This is a genomic window from Desulfobacula sp., assembly GCF_030611305.1.
GTDB lineage: Bacteria > Desulfobacterota > Desulfobacteria > Desulfobacterales > Desulfobacteraceae > Desulfobacula.
This window is the reverse complement of sequence record NZ_JAUWQB010000009.1, coordinates 44,749-63,606: the sequence shown is the minus strand read 5'-3', so window position 1 is coordinate 63,606 and position 18,858 is coordinate 44,749. Positions and strand designations below refer to the sequence as shown.

18 protein-coding genes are annotated in these 18,858 nt (G+C 39.4%); 8 read left to right on the top strand and 10 right to left on the bottom strand.

What is annotated here, in order from left to right; genetic code table 11:
* Both QAI40_RS03085 and QAI40_RS03080 read left to right on the top strand, forming a co-directional pair.
* Nucleotides 1-213: response regulator (locus QAI40_RS03085; RefSeq protein WP_304511449.1), on the top strand; the 213-nt coding region annotated here is incomplete at its 5' end.
* Between the two features lie 220 nt (nt 214-433).
* Nucleotides 434-883, top strand: coding sequence for a DUF2147 domain-containing protein (locus QAI40_RS03080; protein ID WP_299977253.1), 450 nt, complete (start codon nt 434-436; stop codon nt 881-883).
* Nucleotide 884: 1 nt separating this feature from the next.
* Here QAI40_RS03080 and QAI40_RS03075 read toward each other — a convergent pair whose 3' ends face one another.
* Nucleotides 885-2,864 carry a molybdopterin-dependent oxidoreductase gene (locus QAI40_RS03075; RefSeq protein WP_299977256.1) on the bottom strand — a complete coding sequence of 660 codons (1,980 nt, stop codon included), beginning with the start codon at nt 2,862-2,864 and terminating at the stop codon, nt 885-887.
* A 50-nt stretch (nt 2,865-2,914) separates the two neighbouring features.
* Entirely contained in the window at nt 2,915-4,327 is a 1,413-nt protein-coding gene (locus QAI40_RS03070; RefSeq protein WP_299977259.1) for a transferase, read from the bottom strand.
* A 262-nt stretch (nt 4,328-4,589) separates the two neighbouring features.
* Here QAI40_RS03070 and QAI40_RS03065 point away from each other — a divergent pair, with 262 nt between their 5' ends.
* Nucleotides 4,590-6,545 carry a peptidase U32 family protein gene (locus tag QAI40_RS03065; protein ID WP_299977262.1) on the top strand — a complete coding sequence of 652 codons (1,956 nt, stop codon included), beginning with the start codon at nt 4,590-4,592 and terminating at the stop codon, nt 6,543-6,545.
* A 108-nt stretch (nt 6,546-6,653) separates the two neighbouring features.
* Here QAI40_RS03065 and QAI40_RS03060 read toward each other — a convergent pair whose 3' ends face one another.
* From QAI40_RS03060 to QAI40_RS03045, 4 genes are all read right to left on the bottom strand, one after another.
* Nucleotides 6,654-8,132, bottom strand: coding sequence for a sigma-54-dependent transcriptional regulator (locus QAI40_RS03060; protein ID WP_299977265.1), 1,479 nt, complete (start codon nt 8,130-8,132; stop codon nt 6,654-6,656).
* Nucleotides 8,133-8,933 carry a response regulator gene (locus QAI40_RS03055; protein ID WP_299977268.1) on the bottom strand — a complete coding sequence of 267 codons (801 nt, stop codon included), beginning with the start codon at nt 8,931-8,933 and terminating at the stop codon, nt 8,133-8,135.
* 67 nt (nt 8,934-9,000) lie between these two features.
* Nucleotides 9,001-9,429, bottom strand: a complete 429-nt coding sequence (locus QAI40_RS03050) for a DUF1634 domain-containing protein (protein ID WP_299977270.1) — start codon at nt 9,427-9,429, stop codon at nt 9,001-9,003.
* 49 nt (nt 9,430-9,478) lie between these two features.
* A complete protein-coding gene (locus QAI40_RS03045) occupies nt 9,479-10,456 on the bottom strand; it encodes a sulfite exporter TauE/SafE family protein (protein WP_299977273.1) in 978 nt (325 codons plus the stop codon).
* A 101-nt stretch (nt 10,457-10,557) separates the two neighbouring features.
* Between QAI40_RS03045 and QAI40_RS03040 the strand changes: the two genes are divergently transcribed.
* The 5 genes from QAI40_RS03040 (at nt 10,558) to QAI40_RS03020 (ending at nt 14,371) form a co-directional block, all read left to right on the top strand.
* Nucleotides 10,558-10,938, top strand: a complete 381-nt coding sequence (locus tag QAI40_RS03040; RefSeq protein ID WP_299977276.1) for a response regulator — start codon at nt 10,558-10,560, stop codon at nt 10,936-10,938.
* Nucleotides 10,932-12,692: a sensor histidine kinase gene (locus QAI40_RS03035; protein WP_299977278.1), complete on the top strand. Its 1,761-nt coding sequence runs from the start codon at nt 10,932-10,934 to the stop codon at nt 12,690-12,692. The genes QAI40_RS03040 and QAI40_RS03035 overlap by 7 nt, the downstream gene beginning before the upstream one ends.
* On the top strand, nt 12,689-13,048 hold the full coding sequence (locus QAI40_RS03030) for a response regulator (protein WP_299977281.1): 360 nt from the start codon (nt 12,689-12,691) through the stop codon (nt 13,046-13,048). The genes QAI40_RS03035 and QAI40_RS03030 overlap by 4 nt, the downstream gene beginning before the upstream one ends.
* Nucleotides 13,049-13,111: 63 nt before the next feature.
* A complete protein-coding gene (locus tag QAI40_RS03025) occupies nt 13,112-13,828 on the top strand; it encodes a hypothetical protein (RefSeq protein ID WP_299977283.1) in 717 nt (238 codons plus the stop codon).
* A 48-nt stretch (nt 13,829-13,876) separates the two neighbouring features.
* Complete coding sequence (locus tag QAI40_RS03020; RefSeq protein WP_299977285.1) at nt 13,877-14,371, top strand: response regulator; 495 nt, start codon at nt 13,877-13,879, stop codon at nt 14,369-14,371.
* A 147-nt stretch (nt 14,372-14,518) separates the two neighbouring features.
* Here QAI40_RS03020 and QAI40_RS03015 read toward each other — a convergent pair whose 3' ends face one another.
* From QAI40_RS03015 to nuoB, 4 genes are all read right to left on the bottom strand, one after another.
* Entirely contained in the window at nt 14,519-15,349 is an 831-nt protein-coding gene (locus QAI40_RS03015; protein WP_299977288.1) for a universal stress protein, read from the bottom strand.
* Nucleotides 15,350-15,369: 20 nt separating this feature from the next.
* Nucleotides 15,370-17,097 (bottom strand): chloride channel protein, encoded by a 1,728-nt coding sequence (locus QAI40_RS03010; RefSeq protein WP_299977290.1) that lies wholly within the window; start codon nt 17,095-17,097, stop codon nt 15,370-15,372.
* 26 nt (nt 17,098-17,123) lie between these two features.
* Nucleotides 17,124-17,798: a PTS sugar transporter subunit IIA gene (locus QAI40_RS03005; RefSeq protein WP_299977292.1), complete on the bottom strand. Its 675-nt coding sequence runs from the start codon at nt 17,796-17,798 to the stop codon at nt 17,124-17,126.
* 302 nt (nt 17,799-18,100) lie between these two features.
* Nucleotides 18,101-18,844 (bottom strand): NADH-quinone oxidoreductase subunit NuoB, encoded by a 744-nt coding sequence (gene nuoB, locus QAI40_RS03000; RefSeq protein ID WP_299977294.1) that lies wholly within the window; start codon nt 18,842-18,844, stop codon nt 18,101-18,103.
* Nucleotides 18,845-18,858: the final 14 nt, after the last annotated feature.

The window sequence follows — 18,858 nt, the reverse complement described above, 5'->3', positions numbered from 1 at the left end:
GTCATCACTGATTTGGCAATGCCGAACATGCCCGGAGATAAACTATCGGCTGAACTGATCAAAATACGTCCTGATATCCCCATATTGCTTTGCTCCGGCTTCAGTGAAACCATGTCTGAGGAAAAAGCGGCCTCTCTGGGCATTAAGGGTTTTATATTGAAGCCAATTGTGATGAAAGATCTTGCCCAGAAGATACGTGAAGTGCTGGATTAAAATAAAAATTGTAGAATAGCAAAAGCATTCTTTTGCATTACACTAAAGCTACAAAATGATACTTTGCTCCTGACGATTCATTTGGAAAAACAGCAAAACCTTCTCGTCAAAGTTGAATATTTCAATATTATAACGCTTTTTTCTTGACACAAAAAAAACAGGAGGCTAAGAACAATAACGGTGTTTATCTTTTCAATACTAACTAATTTGGAGACGAATTATGAAAAACATGGTTAAACTTACTGCTTTATCGGTTCTTTTTTACTTTTGTTTTATTGCCTCAAGCTTTGCCCAGGACGCTTCCATTGTCGGGAAGTGGAAAACCATTGATGACAAAACCGGTGACCCCAAATCCATTGTACAAATTTATGAAAAGGATGGGAAATATTTCGGCCAGATAAAAGAGCTGTTTCGAAAACCCGGGGAAGATCCTGATCCTGTTTGCGATAAATGCCCGGATGATGATCCCCGCAAAGACCAGCTGACAAAAGGAATGATCATCATTAAAGATCTTGTTAAGAAAAAAGATAAATACAGCCACGGCTCCATACTGGATCCTAAAGAAGGGAAAATCTACACTTGTACATTATGGATTGAAGACGGCAAGCTTATGGTCAGAGGTTATATCCTCTTTTTCTACAGAACCCAGACCTGGCACAGGGTTGAATAAATCAGTCGATTTTTTCAATTGTGCAGAAGCTGTCGTAATAGGCAGCCTGCTTACCCATATCTGAAATCACGGATTTTGTCAGATAATTTACAGCACCGCTTTTATGCCAAAAGCCCTGGTAAATAAAAGCGGTGCTGTCACAAATAGCTTTATCAATGCATAACCTTACCTTTATTTTTGCTTTCTCTCCTTTTACAAACACATAAGATTCCTTTTCAACGGCAAATTTCTCTGCTGTTTTCCGGTTTAAGTACACGTTTGGCACTTCATCATTGAATACAAACCCTTGAGAATGCATGGAATCAATCGTGTGGCAGGTCAAAAGCCTTAATGGGAACTGATCGTTTCCACCACTGGGTTCTATAAAGCTTGGAAGCGGTGAAAGCCCATCCTGTAATGCTTGTTCACTATAAAGTTCGATTTTCCCCGAAGGCGTTTTAAAAACTTTATTTTCCCAGGCAATTTTATCTGTTTCTATTCTTAAATATGCACCGGGCAATTGGGCAAACCTTTTTCCAAGCTTGTCCAGAAAGGGTTGCGCACTCTTTCTCAAATACGCTTCGGAATCCTTGAATCCAAGATTTTCCAACCCGACTTTTTTTGCCAGTTTCAGATAAAATTCAAACTCAGGCATAAGCCCTTCAGGCGGATCAACCGCCTTTTGTGAATAGTTTAACACAGGAGAATACATAGACGTCGCAAAAAGATCATCCTGTTCAAACACAAAAGCCGCCGGAAGAACAATATCGGCCTGTTTAGCAGTATCTGTCATGAAATGGTCAAACACAACCTTAAACTCAACCCGGGAAAAATTTTTGACTGTTTTTTCAAGATCAGGACTCTGTGTCAGCGGATTTCCATATGCAACAAAAATGGCCTTGACAGGCGGATCATTTGCGGTCTCTAAAAACTGTCCCAACTTCCCCACCGTAAAAAGCCGTTTATTCTTTGCATGAATCCCGCTTTTCCTGTCCAAATCATAGAGGTAAGGGCTGATGGATCTTGCTGCATAGTTAACACCGCAGCCTTTTTTCCCTATTTTACCTGTAACGGCTGCCAAAGCATCAATACATCTGATATTGTTTCCGCCATTGTGGTAACGCTGCATGCCGAACCCGATATAGATGGATGCTGTTTTTGATCTAGCATATTGCAATGCCATGGCCTCGATGGTTTTGGCACTGATTCGGGTAATCTGCTCTGCTCTTTTAAGGGTAAATCCGGATGCATATGCTTTAAACCGGTTAAACCCCAGAACATATTTTTCAACAAAGCTTTTATCATAAAGACTATTTTCAATGATCGTGTTGGCCATGGCAAGAGCAAGGGCACCATCTGTTGAAGGCCTGATCCGGATATAGTCATCAAATGCTTTGGCGGTTGCTGTTTTTACAGGATCAATAACAATAATGCGGCTGCCCTTTTTCCGTGCCTGTTTAAGCAATGTATACAAATGGATACTGGTGTATTTAGGATTTCTGCCCCACACAAGAATGGTATCGGCATTTAAAACATCATCCGGAAAATGCCCTTTGGAACTGCCAAAATCATATTGCTGTGCTGCAATCCCGGCCCCCCAGCAAAGGCTTCCCTGGGGCTGTGTCACCCCTCCAAAACAATTGAAAAATATACTCTGAATCCTGTTTTTACTGCCACCGTATCCATCACTGGTGTAATTTAGAATAGCCTTTGTTCCAAAATTCTCTTTAATAGACGTAAGTTTATCAGCAATTATATCAAGGACTTCTTCATAAGAGGCTTTGAAAAACTGATCGTTCTTTTTAATCAGAGGATGTCTTATCCTGTCCGGATGTAACATCCTTTGAACAAGATCTTTACCTTTCTTACAGGTAAATCCCTTTGTAACAGGATGATGAGGGTCTCCTTCAAGCTTTGTAATTTGTCCTTCTTCAACTGTGACAACAAATCTGCAAAGATCACAACAGTCCATTGGACAAGAAATGCTTACTTGTTTTTTCATTGGATTACTTTTTTTAAGAAAACTTAACCCTACTTTTTAACAAGAACAATCTATGGCGTAATTCTGATAGAGGGGTACAACCCATTACGCTCTCCTGTTCTATATGGCTGAATAATATTAAAGGATATGTTTTGATCATCCTGAGCATGACCCCGTTCTTCGCCTTTGTGAAACAGAGCACCATTTGTTAATAAAATCTGATTAATTCTTCTCCGAAAAGCATCAATAAAAACAGAGCCCTTACCAGTGAAAACCATTTTTCCTATTCTCAGGGTATCTCGTACTTCAGCAAGATCATCCAGTGCAATCGTATGATTTTTTATATCCTCTTCAGAACCGATAAATCCCCAGATCAGGTGTTCAGCCGGTATTTTGATAGGGCTATCAGAATCTATGATGGTGTGTGGCATCACAATACATCCTTCGCCAATTTCAATTCGTGCATCGGGTTTTCCATTTAAAAATGCATTGAACCCGACAAAGGTTTCAAGACCAATATCTGCATGAATTATTTTCCCACCATGAGCCGTTATACACTTTTCTGCAAGCTTTGAATGAATAATATAAGTGTTTTCCTGAGCATTTGACCCATCTCCCATTACAGCATTATCCAAAAAAGCCCGTTGAGCTACAAGAACATTTTCACCGATGTTTATTTTACCCTGAACCACAGCATATCTGTTGACAGCAGAACTATCCGGGGCTTTAATCGGTTCAAGATTCATTACATCAAATAGTTTTTCATAATCCTGCTCCCGTTCTTTAACAAAATCATAGATAATGCCACGGGGCTGGTATGAAGAATTTACCCCGACAAAATTATCCAGAATATCTTTTTTAAACTTATATTTAAATTCAAAATTAGGACTTCGTACCCACACGGTTCCAGGATCAATTTTTCTATGGAAAAGCTCACCTGCCTGAACATATGAAAATTCACCCACGATGCAGGAATGAAGATTCATAAGATCCACGGTCGCGAAAGGGCCTAAAAAACAGCCCTCAAGGGTTGTCCCGTGAATATTGACGTAATGAGCCGAGATTGTATTATGAATACCAAACTGTTCAGGACTTTCAAGATTGTGAGAGTTACTGTGAACAAGCGTTTTATAAAGAAGGCTATCTCTGATTGTGATCATTTCATCTTCAACAAGGGGAATGTTCTTTGCACAACGGATATTGTCACCCTTTCTTTTTAATTCATCACCTCTAACATCGCTTTTATATATGGCAGATCGCCCCACATAACATTTTCCAAGAAAATAGCTGCCCGCAACATTTGAGTTTTTAAAATGAAAATAAAGGGGATGACGAGATGTGATCCCATAAAATGCATAAAATTTCAAAAGCTTTTCATAATCAATGGAATTTGTTACGAAACTCTCAGTATCAAAATCAAACTCGCTTAAATTAACATTGACCCGACTGATAATTCGATCAATAAGTTGCTTCATCTGTTTCATAGTTATACTCCTCTTATATATAAAAAAGCCGCCTCTAAATAATCATAACAAAAATTAAATGGACAAAAAATCCATACCATAAAAATATATAAGAGACAAGAACATATAAGGTTTCCAAATATTATAACTGAAACTTCAGTTGTATTTTATAATACTTATTTTAGCGACTGGACCTATCTTGATTTGCATTCTCATTATTTTGACAAATTTTACTAAAATTGCCATACTACTCTCTATTTAAATTAAATTGGACAAAGGCTTAATGACTATAAATAATCCCAGAATCCTTGCACCTGCAGGTGATAAAAATTGTTTTCTTGCGGCCATTGCCGCCGGCGCCGATGCAATCTATTGCGGTCTGAAAATATTTTCCGCACGCATGGAGGCCCAAAATTTCAGTATCGAAGAGCTGGCAGGTTTAACAAAACTTGCCAAATCCAAAAATATCCAAGTCTATATTGCATTTAATTCTATTATCAAAGAATCTGAACAGGAAAAAGTCTTTAAGATTCTTGGCAAACTCTGTAGATTTGTTGATTTTGATGCCCTGATTGTTCAGGATCTTGCCATGCTGAACCTGGCTAAAAAAGCAGGTTTTAAAAAAGAATTTCACCTTTCCACTCTTGGTAACTGCACATTCCCTTCCGGATTAAAAACTTCAAAACGATTGGGATTCAAAAGGGTTGTTCTACCCAGAGAATTTACCATTGATGAGATAAAAAAAATGGCCCGAAACACTCCCGAAGATATTGAACTTGAAGTATTTATCCACGGGGCACTGTGCTATAGTATTTCAGGACGATGCTATTGGAGTTCATGGTTTGGCGGGAAAAGCTCTCTTCGGGGCAGATGTGTTCAGCCCTGCAGGAGAATGTATGATCAGAAAGGTCACAAAAAAAGACATTTTTCATGTATGGATTTTTCTGCTGATGTACTTGTAAAAGTATTAAAGACAATTCCTCAAATAACGACCTGGAAGATTGAAGGCCGAAAAAAAAGCCCCCATTATGTTTATTACACGGTTAAAGCATATAAGTTATTACGCGATGACCCCAAAAAGAAAAAGGAAGCTCTTTTATACCTTGATTATGCCATGGGAAGAGAATTTACCCATTATAATCTTTTATCCCAGAGGATGATGAATCCTTTGGATCACTTGTCGGAAACAGGCTCAGGACTTTTTGCAGGAAGGATACAAAACCCTGCATCCCCATATTTTATTACAAGAGAAGAGCTCTTCCCTTCGGATCTTCTAAGAATCGGGTATGAGGATGATCTATTCCATGGCATTCAAAAAGTCACCCGGGCTGTCCCCAAAAAAGGAAAGTTTTATTTAAACAAAAAGTCTAAATTTAAAATTAAAAAAGGGACGCCGGTTTATATCATAGACCGGAGAGGATCAGAGCTTGCAAATGTTATTAAAAGCCTTGATGCTGAACTTGCCGGTTTGGAAAAAACAACGATTCGACCTGCTGAAAAAAAATATAATAAGACTCCTCAAAAAAAAGTTGTCAAATCAAAAAGCAAGATACAGGAAATTACTATTTCGAGAGGAAAAGTTCGACAAAGTCATGCGAATACCCAGACGGGTGTGTGGATTTCAACCCAGGGATATTCTATGCCCCCTTCAGCCAGGAACTGGTTGTGGCTGGATCCTCTTTTGTTTCCGGGTGAAGAAAGAATATGCTCTGAATATATTGCCAAAGCCATAAAAAAAGGAGCAAAAAACTTTGTCTTAAATGCAGTCTGGCAGATCTCTCTTTTTAAAAATCCAAAGCAATTAAATATCTGGGCAGGGCCCTTTTGCAATATTACCAACAGCATGACGGTAAATCTATTAAAACTATATGGATTCTCCGGTGCCATTGTCAGCCCGGAGCTTGACCAGGAAACATTTTGTTCTCTGCCTGAGACTTGTGAGCTGCCACTTGGGGTTGTCATTTACGGCAACTGGCCACTAGGTATCTCAAGAATCATTTCAAAAGACCTTAAAACAAACCAGGCATTTACAAGCCCTATGGGTGAAACAGCCTGGATAACAAAACAAAACAGTAATTATTTTGTTTTCCCCAATTGGTATCTGGATTTAACCTCTAAAAAAGAAGCGCTTACAAAAGCCGGGTTTTCACTCTTTGTCAATATCCATGAAACTATACCCCGTGGTATAAAAATAAAGAACCGGCCCGGCCTCTGGAACTGGAACTTAAAATTGTTGTAATATATATTTTAGCCCAGTTCATTTATCTGAAAAATTCAGTCTAATATTATACTTGACCACTCACCTTTTCAGTTCACTTGTACGGAATCTATTATTCTTCCTCAGTGATTATCTTTCAGCGTTGATATGCTTGAGTTTTCTCCATAGAGCTGCACGGCTTATACCTAAAAGCTCGGCAGTTTTTGACTTGTTGCCCTTGGTGAATTTGATTGCTTTGATGATATGGTTTTGTTCCATTTCCTTAAGGGTAAAAAGCGGTTTGCTTTCAATTGAACGGAAAGTGGATACTTTTTTTCTGAGCCGTTCAGGAAGATGTACAAGTTCTATGGTTTTGCTGTCTGCCAGTATCACGGCTCTTTCGATGATGTGTTTCAACTCACGAACATTACCAGGAAAAGGATAGGACAAAAATATGGAAAACACTTCATCTGAAAAAAATTCGATATTCTTTTCAAATTCGATATTTAATTTACTCAAAAAATAACTGCATAGCGGGAAAATATCATCCCTGCGTTCCCGCAAAGAAGGCACTGCCATCTCAATAGCATTTAGTTTGTGATATAAATCCTCATTAAATTTTCCTTGTTCAACTTTTTTCTTAAGATCTTGATGAGTAGCAACAATAAAACGAATATCCATTGACACATCAGCCGTATCAGTCAAACGAGTCATAGCCTTCTTATCAATTATTTTCGTCATTTCTTGTTGTGTTTTACTGGGTATAGTTTCAAAATAATCCAACAGGATCGTTCCGACGAAACCCTTTCCCTCCGTTCCTTTTTTTTTAGAGCCGAAATGGGATGCAGATTCCTCTAAGGAACCCAAGAGTTCATTAAAATGAAAATCATTGCTGAAACAACCGCAGTTGAATGCCAGGAATCGTTGGTCTTTTCGATAGCTCAGCTTATGGATGGCCCTGGAAGCTAATTCTTTACCGGTACCTGTTTCTCCCCGGATGATTATTGAACAGTCAAGATCGGACAACCGTTCAATATCTTTCCGCAATCGCTGCATCTCCGGGGTTTCCCCGATAATTTTTGGTAGATCTCCAAAACTTCTGCCAATGGAATCAATATGACCTTTTGGGATTTTCTGATCAGTTCTTTTTTCAAAAGGGTCACTCATAGCTTCAATCTGGCTGGGATTAAAATGTTTTTTTAAATAGTCATTTTTGTGTTGATAAGAAGATGTCGAAGACGACGGTTTAATGACAACCACATCTCCCTGAGTATTAAATTTTTTAATCAAATCCCAGAGATCTCCCATTGAATCTTTTTCAAAATACCCGGAACCAAGATTTTGGGTTTTCTGTTTAGTTTTTTCACTTCCGTAACCAGTCAGAAGGACTGTTTCCAGGTCCGGGATGATCTCTTTTAGCCGGGTAATCGTTTTTAACCCATCCATATCAGGCATTTTTAAATCAACAATTGCCAGATCAATCTGCGTTTTCTTAGCTATTTCAACAGCTTTTGTACCTGATGAAGCTTTCATAACCTCAAATCCCATCAACACCAAGCGTTGTGCCATTGAATTCAATAGCCTTTCTTCATCATCTACAAGCAGAATTTTTTTTGCGGGATTGATCATTTAATCTTTTTTGGAACCTTTTATTTTTAAAGCATCTTCGTGATCGCCACCTTCAGCCATTCCGGCAGCCGCCATGGTTGTTTCTAAACTTTTAAGAATTTTTCGGAAAAACCCCCAAAAGCTTCCCATATCCTCTTTTTCAAAATAGGAAGAGTTAAGCGCTTGGGTTGCCTCTTTTAGTTTCTCATCCCCATGGCCCGTCAATAGCATTGTCTTTATGGCCGGGTCAATCTTTTTCAATTGTGTAATCAGGACCAGACCGTCTATATCCGGCATTTGCTGATCGACAATAGCAAGATGTATCCGGTTGCTTTCCATAATTTCCAGGGCTTCTTTCCCGTTCAGTGCCGTCAAAGGCTCATGGCCTTTTAATTTTATCCTGTCAGCCAAAATTTTAAGAAACTTAGGGTTATCATCCACCAGCAAAATATTAATTTCTCCCAAAGAAAGATTGGCCAAGAAATCCCAGAAACCGGAAATATCCTCTTTATCAAAATATGTAGAGTTAAGGGCCTGGGTTGCCTCTTTTAGTTTTTCATCCCCATGACCTGTCAACAGCAGCGTTTTAATATCCGGTGCAATTGCTTTCAGTTTGGTAATGACTACCAGTCCTTCCATTCCAGGCATCTGCTGGTCAACCACTGCGATATGAATGGTTTGCTTTGATGCCATCTCCAATGCCTGTTCTCCATTGGTCGCTGTTAAAACATTGTATTCTCTCAGTTTAGCCCTTTGGGCCATGGAGTTAAGAAATTTTTCATTGTCATCTACCAGCAATATCGTTAATTTGTCTTTTTTCATAAGTCACCTTTTAAATTGTCCTGTATAAGGTATACGCATAAGTGTTCGCTAAATAACGTCATGGATACTAATGGCCTCCACTTCCCAAAAGCCCAGAGGCTGCAATGGATAAAACCGCAACCTCAAGGAAGGCAATTGCGGCATAAATCCAGTCTTTTTTTGTAACATACCCTTTTATTAGCACCAGATAGCAAACAATGGTCAGCAAGGCAAGAAATACCAACCCAATGTAATTTAAAAAATCACCGTTCCCAAGTAATGCCAGCCATCCCCATCCATGAGGCGAATGGGTAATCTCCAGATATTCGTTCACCCCTTTATCCCAGTTTTGCGTAATCAAAGTCATATCCACATGGGAAGGCATGAGTCCTGAAAGATAAATAAAATACGTTACAAACAATAACGCAAGACCGATCCATACGCCTATTACCAGTATATTAGCATAAATAACCTGTTCTTTTGAAGGCCTTGATGCCAAATTAGCTTGTGCAGTCATATTATTATTTTACTCCTAAAATTTAAATTCATGTATATTGATAAATTGGTCATCCCAATAGTCCCAGGCCCAGGCCTTTATCCATGGCTTTAAGCCCTGCAAACAACAGGACAACAATAACAAAATAACGAATCATCTTGGGCTTGGCTATGGCAAGCAGCCTTACGCCTAACAAAGACCCGAGCATTAAGCCGACAATGGACGGGACCCCGATCAGGGGGATAACACATCCCCGGTTCATATATATCCAGGCTGCAGATGTGTCAGTAATGGACAGCAAAAATTTGCTTGTAGCTACTGAAATTTTCAATGGTGCGCCCATCATAAGGTTGAGTACTGGAACATTAGCCCATCCTGCACCCAGTCCAAACATTCCTGCCACAAGCCCAATCAGGATGAACATGAAAAAACCCAACACTGTCCGGTGGGTTTTCCATTCAACATTTTCCCTGGCGCCCTCATCCCAATAGACACCGCCTAATCCCAATGCGTGACTAATCGCATCCTGGTTGGTTACAATTGGTTTTTCAGAATTTTTTGAAAAAATAAGCAATGCGGCAATGCCCACGATAGTCGCCCCAAGGCAAACCTGAATAATATCCGGATTCAGTGCGGACAAATATAAACCCAGCATGGCACCGATGATGGAAAATGTTGATGCAATCAATGCTACAGGCAGAGCAAGGCGAAGATTTGCCAGATTTCGACGAAGCAGTCCAGGACCTGCGGCCAGAGCTCCTGCAAGGGCAACCATTAAACCGACGCCCCTGACAAAATCAATGTGAAATGGGAAAAAACCACTGACAAGCGGAACATAAAGAACGCCTCCTCCAACACCGGCCATCACAGCCAATATGCCAAGGCCAAAGCAAAAAATAAATAAGATGAGCGGCCAATACCACCAAGGTTTATCTCCACCGCCCAATACGACCTGTTCTGCCGCATAAGCACCAACCGGACAACTTAGCACAAGGATTGTTACAGAAACGAGCAGTCGGTTTGTGGAATTTATCAAAATGTTTACCATTTAATCATTCTCCTAAATTTACTGTTTACAAATGAAACCAAGTGTGTTATATTGCATCTATAAAGTATTATTTTTAAACAGTCAACTAAAAAAATTTCATTATGGAACATGGAAATGTATTAATTGTAGATGATGAAAAAAAGTTTGCGGACATGTTAGCCAAACGAACTGAACTGCGTGGGTACCATTCAGAGGTCTGCTATGACGGCAGGACAGCACTTCAATGGATTAAAAAACATGTCGATTCTGTTACGCTTATTCTGCTTGACCTTCAATTACCGGATATGTACGGTACAGAAGTATTGACCAGGATTAAAGAAATCAATCCGGCCATCCCTGTTATTATCCTGACCGGACACGGAACCGAACGGGATCAACAAAAATGTGAGCGGCTCGGCGCTTATAAGTTTATGCACAAACCGCTGGATATTGATAAACTCATGACCATTCTGGAACACATCAGGGAGACACCCGAATGTTAAAAAAAATGCTGACGTCCATGAAAAGCATTTGGCCTGAATTTCAAAAACACAAACAGGATGTTCATTTGAAGTCTTTTTACACCTTTACGGATTATTGGCACCTATGGACCATGAGCATCTTTATCTTAGTTGTGACCGCTTTATCTCCGTTGTGCATCGTGACACTCATACACTATCAGCTGATTCAAAAATCTGTAGATTCTGAATTGAACCTTCGTACCGAACGTTTAACCTCCAATGCAAAAAGATCCACCACCTTTTTCATGAAAGAACGATTGGATGCTCTGATATTTACAGTCAATGAAATGGGATATGAACAATTAACAGAGAATGATATGCTTGCTGAAATTTTAAAAAATTTGAAGCTTGGATTTGGCGGCTTCTCTGATTTAAGCGTTTTTGATGAGGATGGTGCTCAGGTTGCTTATGCCGGCCCATTTAATATCAAAGGGAAAAATTATAAATGTCAGCCATGGTTTTTACAAAGTCTTAAAAAGAAATATTTTATCAGCGAAGTATTTACCGGATACAGAGATGTGCCCCATATTATCATTGCTGTCAAATCCATCAAACCCGATAAATCATTTTTTATATTGAGGGCCACACTGGATACAGAGCGTTTGATGGAAACCCTTACCTCATATAAAACCGGTGAGCATACCGATATCTTTCTTGTCAACCATAAAGGTAGTTTACAAACACCCTCGACTAATTATGGAAATATCTTTACCCAAACAGATTTAAAAATTTTTAACTATTCAAGAACTACAGAAGTGAGCATGGCAACTTATCAGGAGGTCCCGGTCATTTTAGGGCATTCGTTTATATCAACAGACATGGTGGATACCCCTTTCATCCTTGTGGTACAGAAAAAAAAAGCCGGTTTGATGCATGTCTGGCTTAAATTGCGTCGAAATTTTAATTGGACGGTAGGTATCAGTGTGGTTCTCATTGTTCTTGTCATTACTTTTGCATCGACATTTATGACAAACAGACTCTATTTGATAGACAAAGCAAAAGCCGAAACCATGTTGCAGATGGAACAGAATCAACAGCTTGCTTCTATTGGCCAGCTTGCTGCCGGTGTTGCCCATGAGATTAACAACCCCCTGGCCGTTATCAATCAAACAGCGGGTTATGTAAAAGACCTCTACAGCTTCAAAGATGAACCCCGAAGTGATGCTGAAATAATTGAAAATATCGATTCCATTCTTGAGGCGGTTGACCGGTGTGGAACTATCACACAGCAGCTTCTTGGTTTTGTAAGACAATTTGATATTAAAATTAAAAAAATAAATCTACAAAAATTGGTGTCCGATGTACTGAGTTTTCATAAAAAAGAGGCTGAATACAGGGGGATCAACGTGACAGTCTCAATACCTGATACGATTCCCGATATGGAAACGGACAGCGGCAAACTCCAACAAATTCTTGTTAACCTTATCAACAATGCTTTCCAGGCTGTTGATGAAGGGTGCTGCCTGGATATTATTGGTTCTCAAATCGACACCAAAACCATTGAGATTGTCATACAAGATACCGGATGTGGAATCCCTGAAGATAGATTAGCAAAAATTCATGAGCCATTTTTCAGCACAAAACAAGATCAGATGGGAACCGGACTCGGGCTTTCCATCACTTACGGACTGGTAAAAAAACTGGGTGGGAATATATCGGTTCAAAGCACTGAAGGTGTCGGGACTTGTTTTACAATTACCCTGCCCGTCAAAATCAAAGAAGGGGAATTAGTATGAAAGTCATTCTCGTTGATGATGAAAAGAAATTTATCAACATGCTGGCAAAAAGACTGGCATTAAGAGGGATTCAAGCAGATGCTGTTTTTAGCGGAGAGGATGCCATTAAAAAAGTTAGCAATAAAGCTTATGACGTTGCTGTATTGGATATCAAAATGCCTGGTATTAGTGGTATTCAGTTAAAGAAAAAACTAAGCATTCTGGACCCCGGCTTAAAATATATCTTTGTGACCGGGCACGGAACAGTGAGCAAATCCGATGAAGATCTTATTCAAAAGGATTTTTATTTATCAAAACCTTTGGATATTGAAATTCTGATTAAAAGAATGAACGAGATCGGCAAACTCGGGTTGTGAAGTATAGAACTTTCAGAGAATAAATTTTGGGACAATCAACATCATAGCGAACTGGAGAGAAAAATGAATGACACAATTAATTTTATAAATATCGAGGGGCTTAAATTTTTTGGGAAAGTCAATGCAAGTATTTCCCATGAATTAAAAAACATTCTGGCCATTATCTCTGAAACATCCGGCTTGTTAAATGATTTAACTGATCTGGCAAAACAAGGCAAAGATCTTAAACTGTCAATGTTTGAAAACTGTAGTGCAAGTATTGCCGAAGATATTCAACGCGGATTTACAACCATAAAACAAATGAACAGATTTGCCCATAGTGTGGATATCCCAATCAAAGAAATTAATCTTTTCGAAACCCTGGAACTTACAATAAATTTGTCAGGATTTTTAAGTTTTGCAAGCAAGGTTCAAATCAACAATAGCGATCAGGAGACTAAATCTATTTTGACATGCCCGTTTCTTCTGCAAAACCTGATATATCAGATTCTAATATTCACATACGAATCAGTTGGTCCAGATGGAGACATTCACATTCGGATTGATTCTAAAAACAATGATGGCGCACACCTTATTTTTTCAAGCCCGGCTCAACTGACTTTAAAAGGTTTTCCAACACAAAAAATTCAAAAAACTGTAGATGTTCTTGGTGTGGAACTTAACATAAATGAATCCCCCCATGAACTCGATATTTGGATTCCCTATGTCAGCAATAAAATCATTGTACTGGCAAAAGAACTACAAAACGACTCATACACTGGAAACGATAAACAAGATTGATACCAATAAAAACCATTAAGACTATTAAAACAAAAAAAGGAGGGCATCATGGCCAACTATAACAAGATCCATCTTCTTATGGTAGATGATGAAGTGAAATTCTTAGAAACAATAACAAAACGACTGAAATTAAAATTTTTCGAAATTACATCGGCCACAAATGGTGTTGATGCCATTGAGGCAGCAAGAAAAGGACGGTTTGATGTTGCTGTTATTGACTTGCAGATGCCTGGGATCGATGGAGCTCAGGTACTTGAAATTCTTAAAAAGAACCACAAATATCTGGAAGTCCTTATTCTGTCAGGCCATGCAACCGTCGAATCTGCTGTAGACTGTACAAAATTAGGGGCTTTCAAAATCCTTGAAAAGCCCTGTAAGTTTGACAAACTTGTTGATGCTATAAAAGAAGCCTATGAAAGGCGACTGAAAAAGAAATTTGAACATGATCAGTTAAGGATCAAGAAAATTGAGGCATTAGCACTTGGTCAGTCACCTTTGGGAATACTAAAGGAACTGGCCCAAATGGATGAAGCCGAAAAATAAAATACTTGAATGGATTGACCTGTAAAAAAGCTGATTCAAGACAGAAAAAAATCTTGAAGATTATCAATTATCAGCCATCAGCTCAATGCTACAAGATAACATAAAAAAAATGTGTTGATATTATCTGTAATTTTTATCCTGCACACACTATTGTAAAGGTATTGAACAATAAGGACCTGTAATTAAAAGATTATTTGTCACAGTTGACTGGACCTTTTCCATTTTACTGCCAAGCAGGAAATCCTTTATGATTCCATGTCCATAAGCTCCCAAAACAATTAATGAGTTATGGGGCACATCATATAACATGGTATCAAAATCCGATTGTTTATAAAAATGCCATTGTTTGGATAATTGGCTGACAGGCTCAGTAAGGCCTTCGTGTTTTATCAAGTCTCTATAATATGCTTCATCCTGTTTTTCCAGCAGCGTGTAGATATCCAGAGAAAACCCTGAAGACATGGCAATTTTTACTCCTAATTTCAGTGCATTCAATGCATTTTTAGAGCCGCCAAAAAAAACAGAAATACTTTTCCATGGTTTAAATACCGGGCTTGTAATTAAAATCGGGAATGTAGCATGTTTGATAATTCTTCTGACCTTCGGCCCGATATGGCCCAGACCGATTTTTGAAGACAGGTCGCTGACAGACCTTGGACAGCACAAATAATCAAAATTTGTGGGAATATCCGGCAAAGAAGATGCAGTAAAATTTTTTGGTTCATAGAACATGGGTTTGATGTCCATTTCATTAAATAAATCCTCAGCATGGCTTTTGGCTGTACCGGGCGCCTTCAAATAAGAATGATCCAGATCAACCTGAACGGCATCATTGGGAAAATACATTAAAAATTTATCACTCTTTGGAATATAAGCAACAGGAAATGCATTGATTGTTTTACAAAAATACAATGACTGAAGAAATGTTTCCCTGCCAAAGGGGGTATTCCTGAAGATATGAAGCAATTTGTAGTTCACTTTTTTTCTCCTTTATCTGTTTAGTGGACACTGGTTTGCATAATCAGTTCCCTTCTATACAAATCCAGTATTCTTGTTTTTAATATCATACCAATAAACCGGTCATTTTCCACCACTGATATGCTGTCCATATTATTGATATCCATCATATCCAGCACTTCCTGTAAATCATTTTCCAAAGAAGCTGTCATCATTCCGGTATCCATGATCTGATTTAAAAAAATCATGTCATACATTCCGGGATCCAGGGCATATTTTCGGATAGCGCTGATTTGAATCACACCTTTATACTCACCCGTTCCGTCTTCAATCACAGGATAAAAATTCTGGCCTGACGTTTTTATGATCTCAATAAATTTTCTGAACACCATATTTTCAGAAACCTTGATAAATTCTGTCTCAATAAGTTCACGGATATTTAAATCAGACAGGATTCTTGCATCGGTACCGGGCCTTAAAAACTGTCCCCGCTCTATCAGCTCTTTAAAATAAAAGGAAGCCGGTTCAATATAGTGACTCATGGTGGAGGATATGGATGATACAACGATTAAGGGTAATATGGTCTCATAGCCACCGGTAATTTCAACTATTAGAAAAATTCCGGTTAAAGGAGCCTGCATGACCCCGCTGATAAGCCCTGTCATTCCAAGCAGCGCATATGCTCCTTCACTGGCACAACCGATAGTCGGGAATAAACTAAACAGCGCTTTATGAAACACGATTCCGGTAAGGCTTCCGATAAGCAGGCAGGGTGCAAAGATTCCCCCTGAGCCCCCCCAGCCCAGTGTCATGGCTGTGGCAAAAATTTTAGCAAAGACAGCTACAAAAATAAAAAAAACACTCATTGAAAAGGTTCCGGAAATCATTGACTGAATAAAATGGTATCCCTCTCCCAGCACAACCGGCATAAATATCCCGATTATCCCTACGGTACACCCTCCGACGACTGCACGGACCCATAATGGGAAAGAAGATTTCTTGGCAATTTTCCCTGTCTGCCTTAAAACCTTTGTAAATAATACCGAAATCATGGCTGTAACCACTGCAAGACAAAGGCTTGGCAAAATATCCGAAGCCCCTACCAGAAACGGCTGGTGGTTAAAAATAACCTGCTCCGGGATAATGGCCTGACTGACTTGTGCCCCTGCCACGGCAGCAATGGCAATGGGAATGATATTTACAAATTTCCATTCTCCCAGAATAACCTCAATTGAAAAAACAAGTCCTGCAATGGGGGCATTAAAAATAGAAGCTATAGCACCAGCTGTGCCGCATCCCACCAGTGTAATTCGCTGTCGATCGTTTAAACCAAGAAATTTGGCTAAACTGGAACCAATGGCTGATCCGCTCATGACCACAGGTGCTTCCGGGCCTGCTGACCCCCCGCTTCCAATGGTGAGAAAACTTGAAATCAATCTTGAATAACTGGATCGAAACCGTAATAGACCCCCATATCTTGAAACAGAATATATCACTTCCGGCACACCATGCCCTGCCCCTTCTCTGGCTATTTTTTCAAGATAGAGAGAAGACAGCAACGCACCAATAGCAGGGATTATAAAAGCCCACCCATAGTGGCGAAACCCATGAAGCCATTCAAGAACAGATTCAAGGGATAGCCGCAATGCCACCGCGGCAAGACCACTACAGATTCCGGCAATGGAGCCTGCAATAATCAACAGCAGCCTGTCATCCAGGTGAAACAGTTTATGGTATATAGTTTTATACCAGTTTCTTATTGTAGGCATTTAACGTGGCTGCTCCATTGCGTTCGCTATATCGAGTTTGCTTTCTGAAGTGTTTCAATTTTTTCAACCAGCGCAACCGAATCGGGCCTTGCTTTTAGAAAATTTGTAAACTGATGGTCTCTTAAACAAAATGACAAAACAGACAATAAATGCAAATGCATTTTAAGTGTTGGGCTCAATAAAAAAAACAGGGTTGACACGGGCTGATTGTCCAATGCCTTATAGTCCACCGGATGCTCTAAAAAACAAACAGAAACCATAGGGCTGGTTAAATAGCTCAATTGCTCCCTGGGATGAGGAATGGCAATTCCATTTCCAATACCGGTTGAAAGTGCCTTTTCCCTTTCAACCAAACGATCAAAAAGATCTGCCTTGAAATCATCTGATATATCAGAAATTTTTTCAAGGCAGGCTTTCAAAACACCGTTCACATCATTTGCCTGAATATCAGAATAGACCCCGCCGTTTTTGACTGCAACGGATAAAGGGGTAACAGACTCTCTTTCTTTTTCAGGTATGCCTTTATTCGAAAGTTTCAGGTTAATATTATGCTTGGATGCCCATTTTTCCAGTTCACTTGTTTGAAACCGATAATTGGCGCCTTTTGGGGAAACCGGCAGTTTCCCCTGCCGTAGCCAGCGTTCAATAGTATTCGGGGCAACGCCCAGATGTTTTGACAAATCAAAAACTGAAAGTTCCATTTATTCTTCCTTTAATAATAACGATGAAAGCAAAATATCCGTTTTGCTATTCTTTGGTATAAGCACATCAGGTACAATTTGGATCAAGCCTTCCGGAGAAATCCGGAAAAGATCAGGTCAGACTGGTCAAGTTTTGTTCCAGATAGTTATAATATTTTCATGTGTACACGTTGTCAACCGTTATAAGCTGCTTAATTCATAAACTTTTTTAGGCCTGTTATAAAACAAACTGGCATGAATAACAACCTCAAAAATTTGAGCCCAACAAACTTAAAGGGAAATTGGCGATTTTCAGTCGAGTTTTATTTAAAAAATGTCAACAATGCATGAAGGTTAGTCAGAGGATGCGGAGGGCAACCGGGTATAAACAGATCCACAGGCAAAATAGTGTCCAGCCCTTCAGTTATTTCAGGACTTCCTGAAAAAGGCCCACCGGTTATGGTGCAGCTTCCCACAGCAATGACAACTTTTGGTTCAGCAATTGCTTCATGTGTTGTCAATAATGCCGCTTTCATATTTCTGGATACAGGTCCTGTCACGACCATGCCATCGGCATGACGGGGGGATGCAACAAAGTTGATACCAAACCGGGCAAGATCAAAGAAAGGAGTTGCCAATACATTTAAATCGGCTTCGCAGGCGTTACAGCCCCCTGCTGATACCTGCCTGAGCTGTAAAGACCGGCCAAACAGTTTTTTAAAGTGCTGTTTTGAGTGTTCGGCAAGAGCTGGAAGATCTCCATCCGTCAATAGGTGTTCTTTTTTAGAAGTAGAAATTTCAAAATCATCTGTAAAAGTAATAAAGGCCCCTTTGAAAATCCGTTCACATGTCCCACAGAAGACACACCGCCCCATATCAATTTTCTTTTGACCGATATCAATGGCATCTTGCGGGCAGGCCTTTGCACAAGCTTCTACGATATCAGATGAAACATCTTTTTTTATGATTGGTTTTCCACGATAACGTGCAAATACAGCTGGTTTTTCATTGGGGTAGTTGCATGTTCGATGACCCTGTTCAAATCTATTTTTAAGTGTATTGAGCATTTAAGACTCTCTTT

Bases quoted from the DNA above. Each gene is read 5' to 3' on its own strand.
- QAI40_RS03065 (WP_299977262.1), top strand. From the start codon at position 4,590: ATGACTATAAATAATCCCAGAATCCTTGCACCTGCAGGTGATAAAAAT.
- QAI40_RS03045 (WP_299977273.1), bottom strand. From the start codon at position 10,456: ATGGTAAACATTTTGATAAATTCCACAAACCGACTGCTCGTTTCTGTA.
- QAI40_RS03010 (WP_299977290.1), bottom strand. From the start codon at position 17,097: ATGCCTACAATAAGAAACTGGTATAAAACTATATACCATAAACTGTTT.
- QAI40_RS03055 (WP_299977268.1), bottom strand. From the start codon at position 8,933: ATGAAAAAAGACAAATTAACGATATTGCTGGTAGATGACAATGAAAAA.
- QAI40_RS03060 (WP_299977265.1), bottom strand. From the start codon at position 8,132: ATGATCAATCCCGCAAAAAAAATTCTGCTTGTAGATGATGAAGAAAGG.
- QAI40_RS03050 (WP_299977270.1), bottom strand. From the start codon at position 9,429: ATGACTGCACAAGCTAATTTGGCATCAAGGCCTTCAAAAGAACAGGTT.
- QAI40_RS03075 (WP_299977256.1), bottom strand. From the start codon at position 2,864: ATGAAAAAACAAGTAAGCATTTCTTGTCCAATGGACTGTTGTGATCTT.
- QAI40_RS03025 (WP_299977283.1), top strand. From the start codon at position 13,112: ATGAATGACACAATTAATTTTATAAATATCGAGGGGCTTAAATTTTTT.
- QAI40_RS03040 (WP_299977276.1), top strand. From the start codon at position 10,558: ATGGAACATGGAAATGTATTAATTGTAGATGATGAAAAAAAGTTTGCG.
- nuoB (WP_299977294.1), bottom strand. From the start codon at position 18,844: ATGCTCAATACACTTAAAAATAGATTTGAACAGGGTCATCGAACATGC.
- QAI40_RS03080 (WP_299977253.1), top strand. From the start codon at position 434: ATGAAAAACATGGTTAAACTTACTGCTTTATCGGTTCTTTTTTACTTT.
- QAI40_RS03030 (WP_299977281.1), top strand. From the start codon at position 12,689: ATGAAAGTCATTCTCGTTGATGATGAAAAGAAATTTATCAACATGCTG.
- QAI40_RS03020 (WP_299977285.1), top strand. From the start codon at position 13,877: ATGGCCAACTATAACAAGATCCATCTTCTTATGGTAGATGATGAAGTG.
- QAI40_RS03035 (WP_299977278.1), top strand. From the start codon at position 10,932: ATGTTAAAAAAAATGCTGACGTCCATGAAAAGCATTTGGCCTGAATTT.
- QAI40_RS03070 (WP_299977259.1), bottom strand. From the start codon at position 4,327: ATGAAACAGATGAAGCAACTTATTGATCGAATTATCAGTCGGGTCAAT.
- QAI40_RS03005 (WP_299977292.1), bottom strand. From the start codon at position 17,798: ATGGAACTTTCAGTTTTTGATTTGTCAAAACATCTGGGCGTTGCCCCG.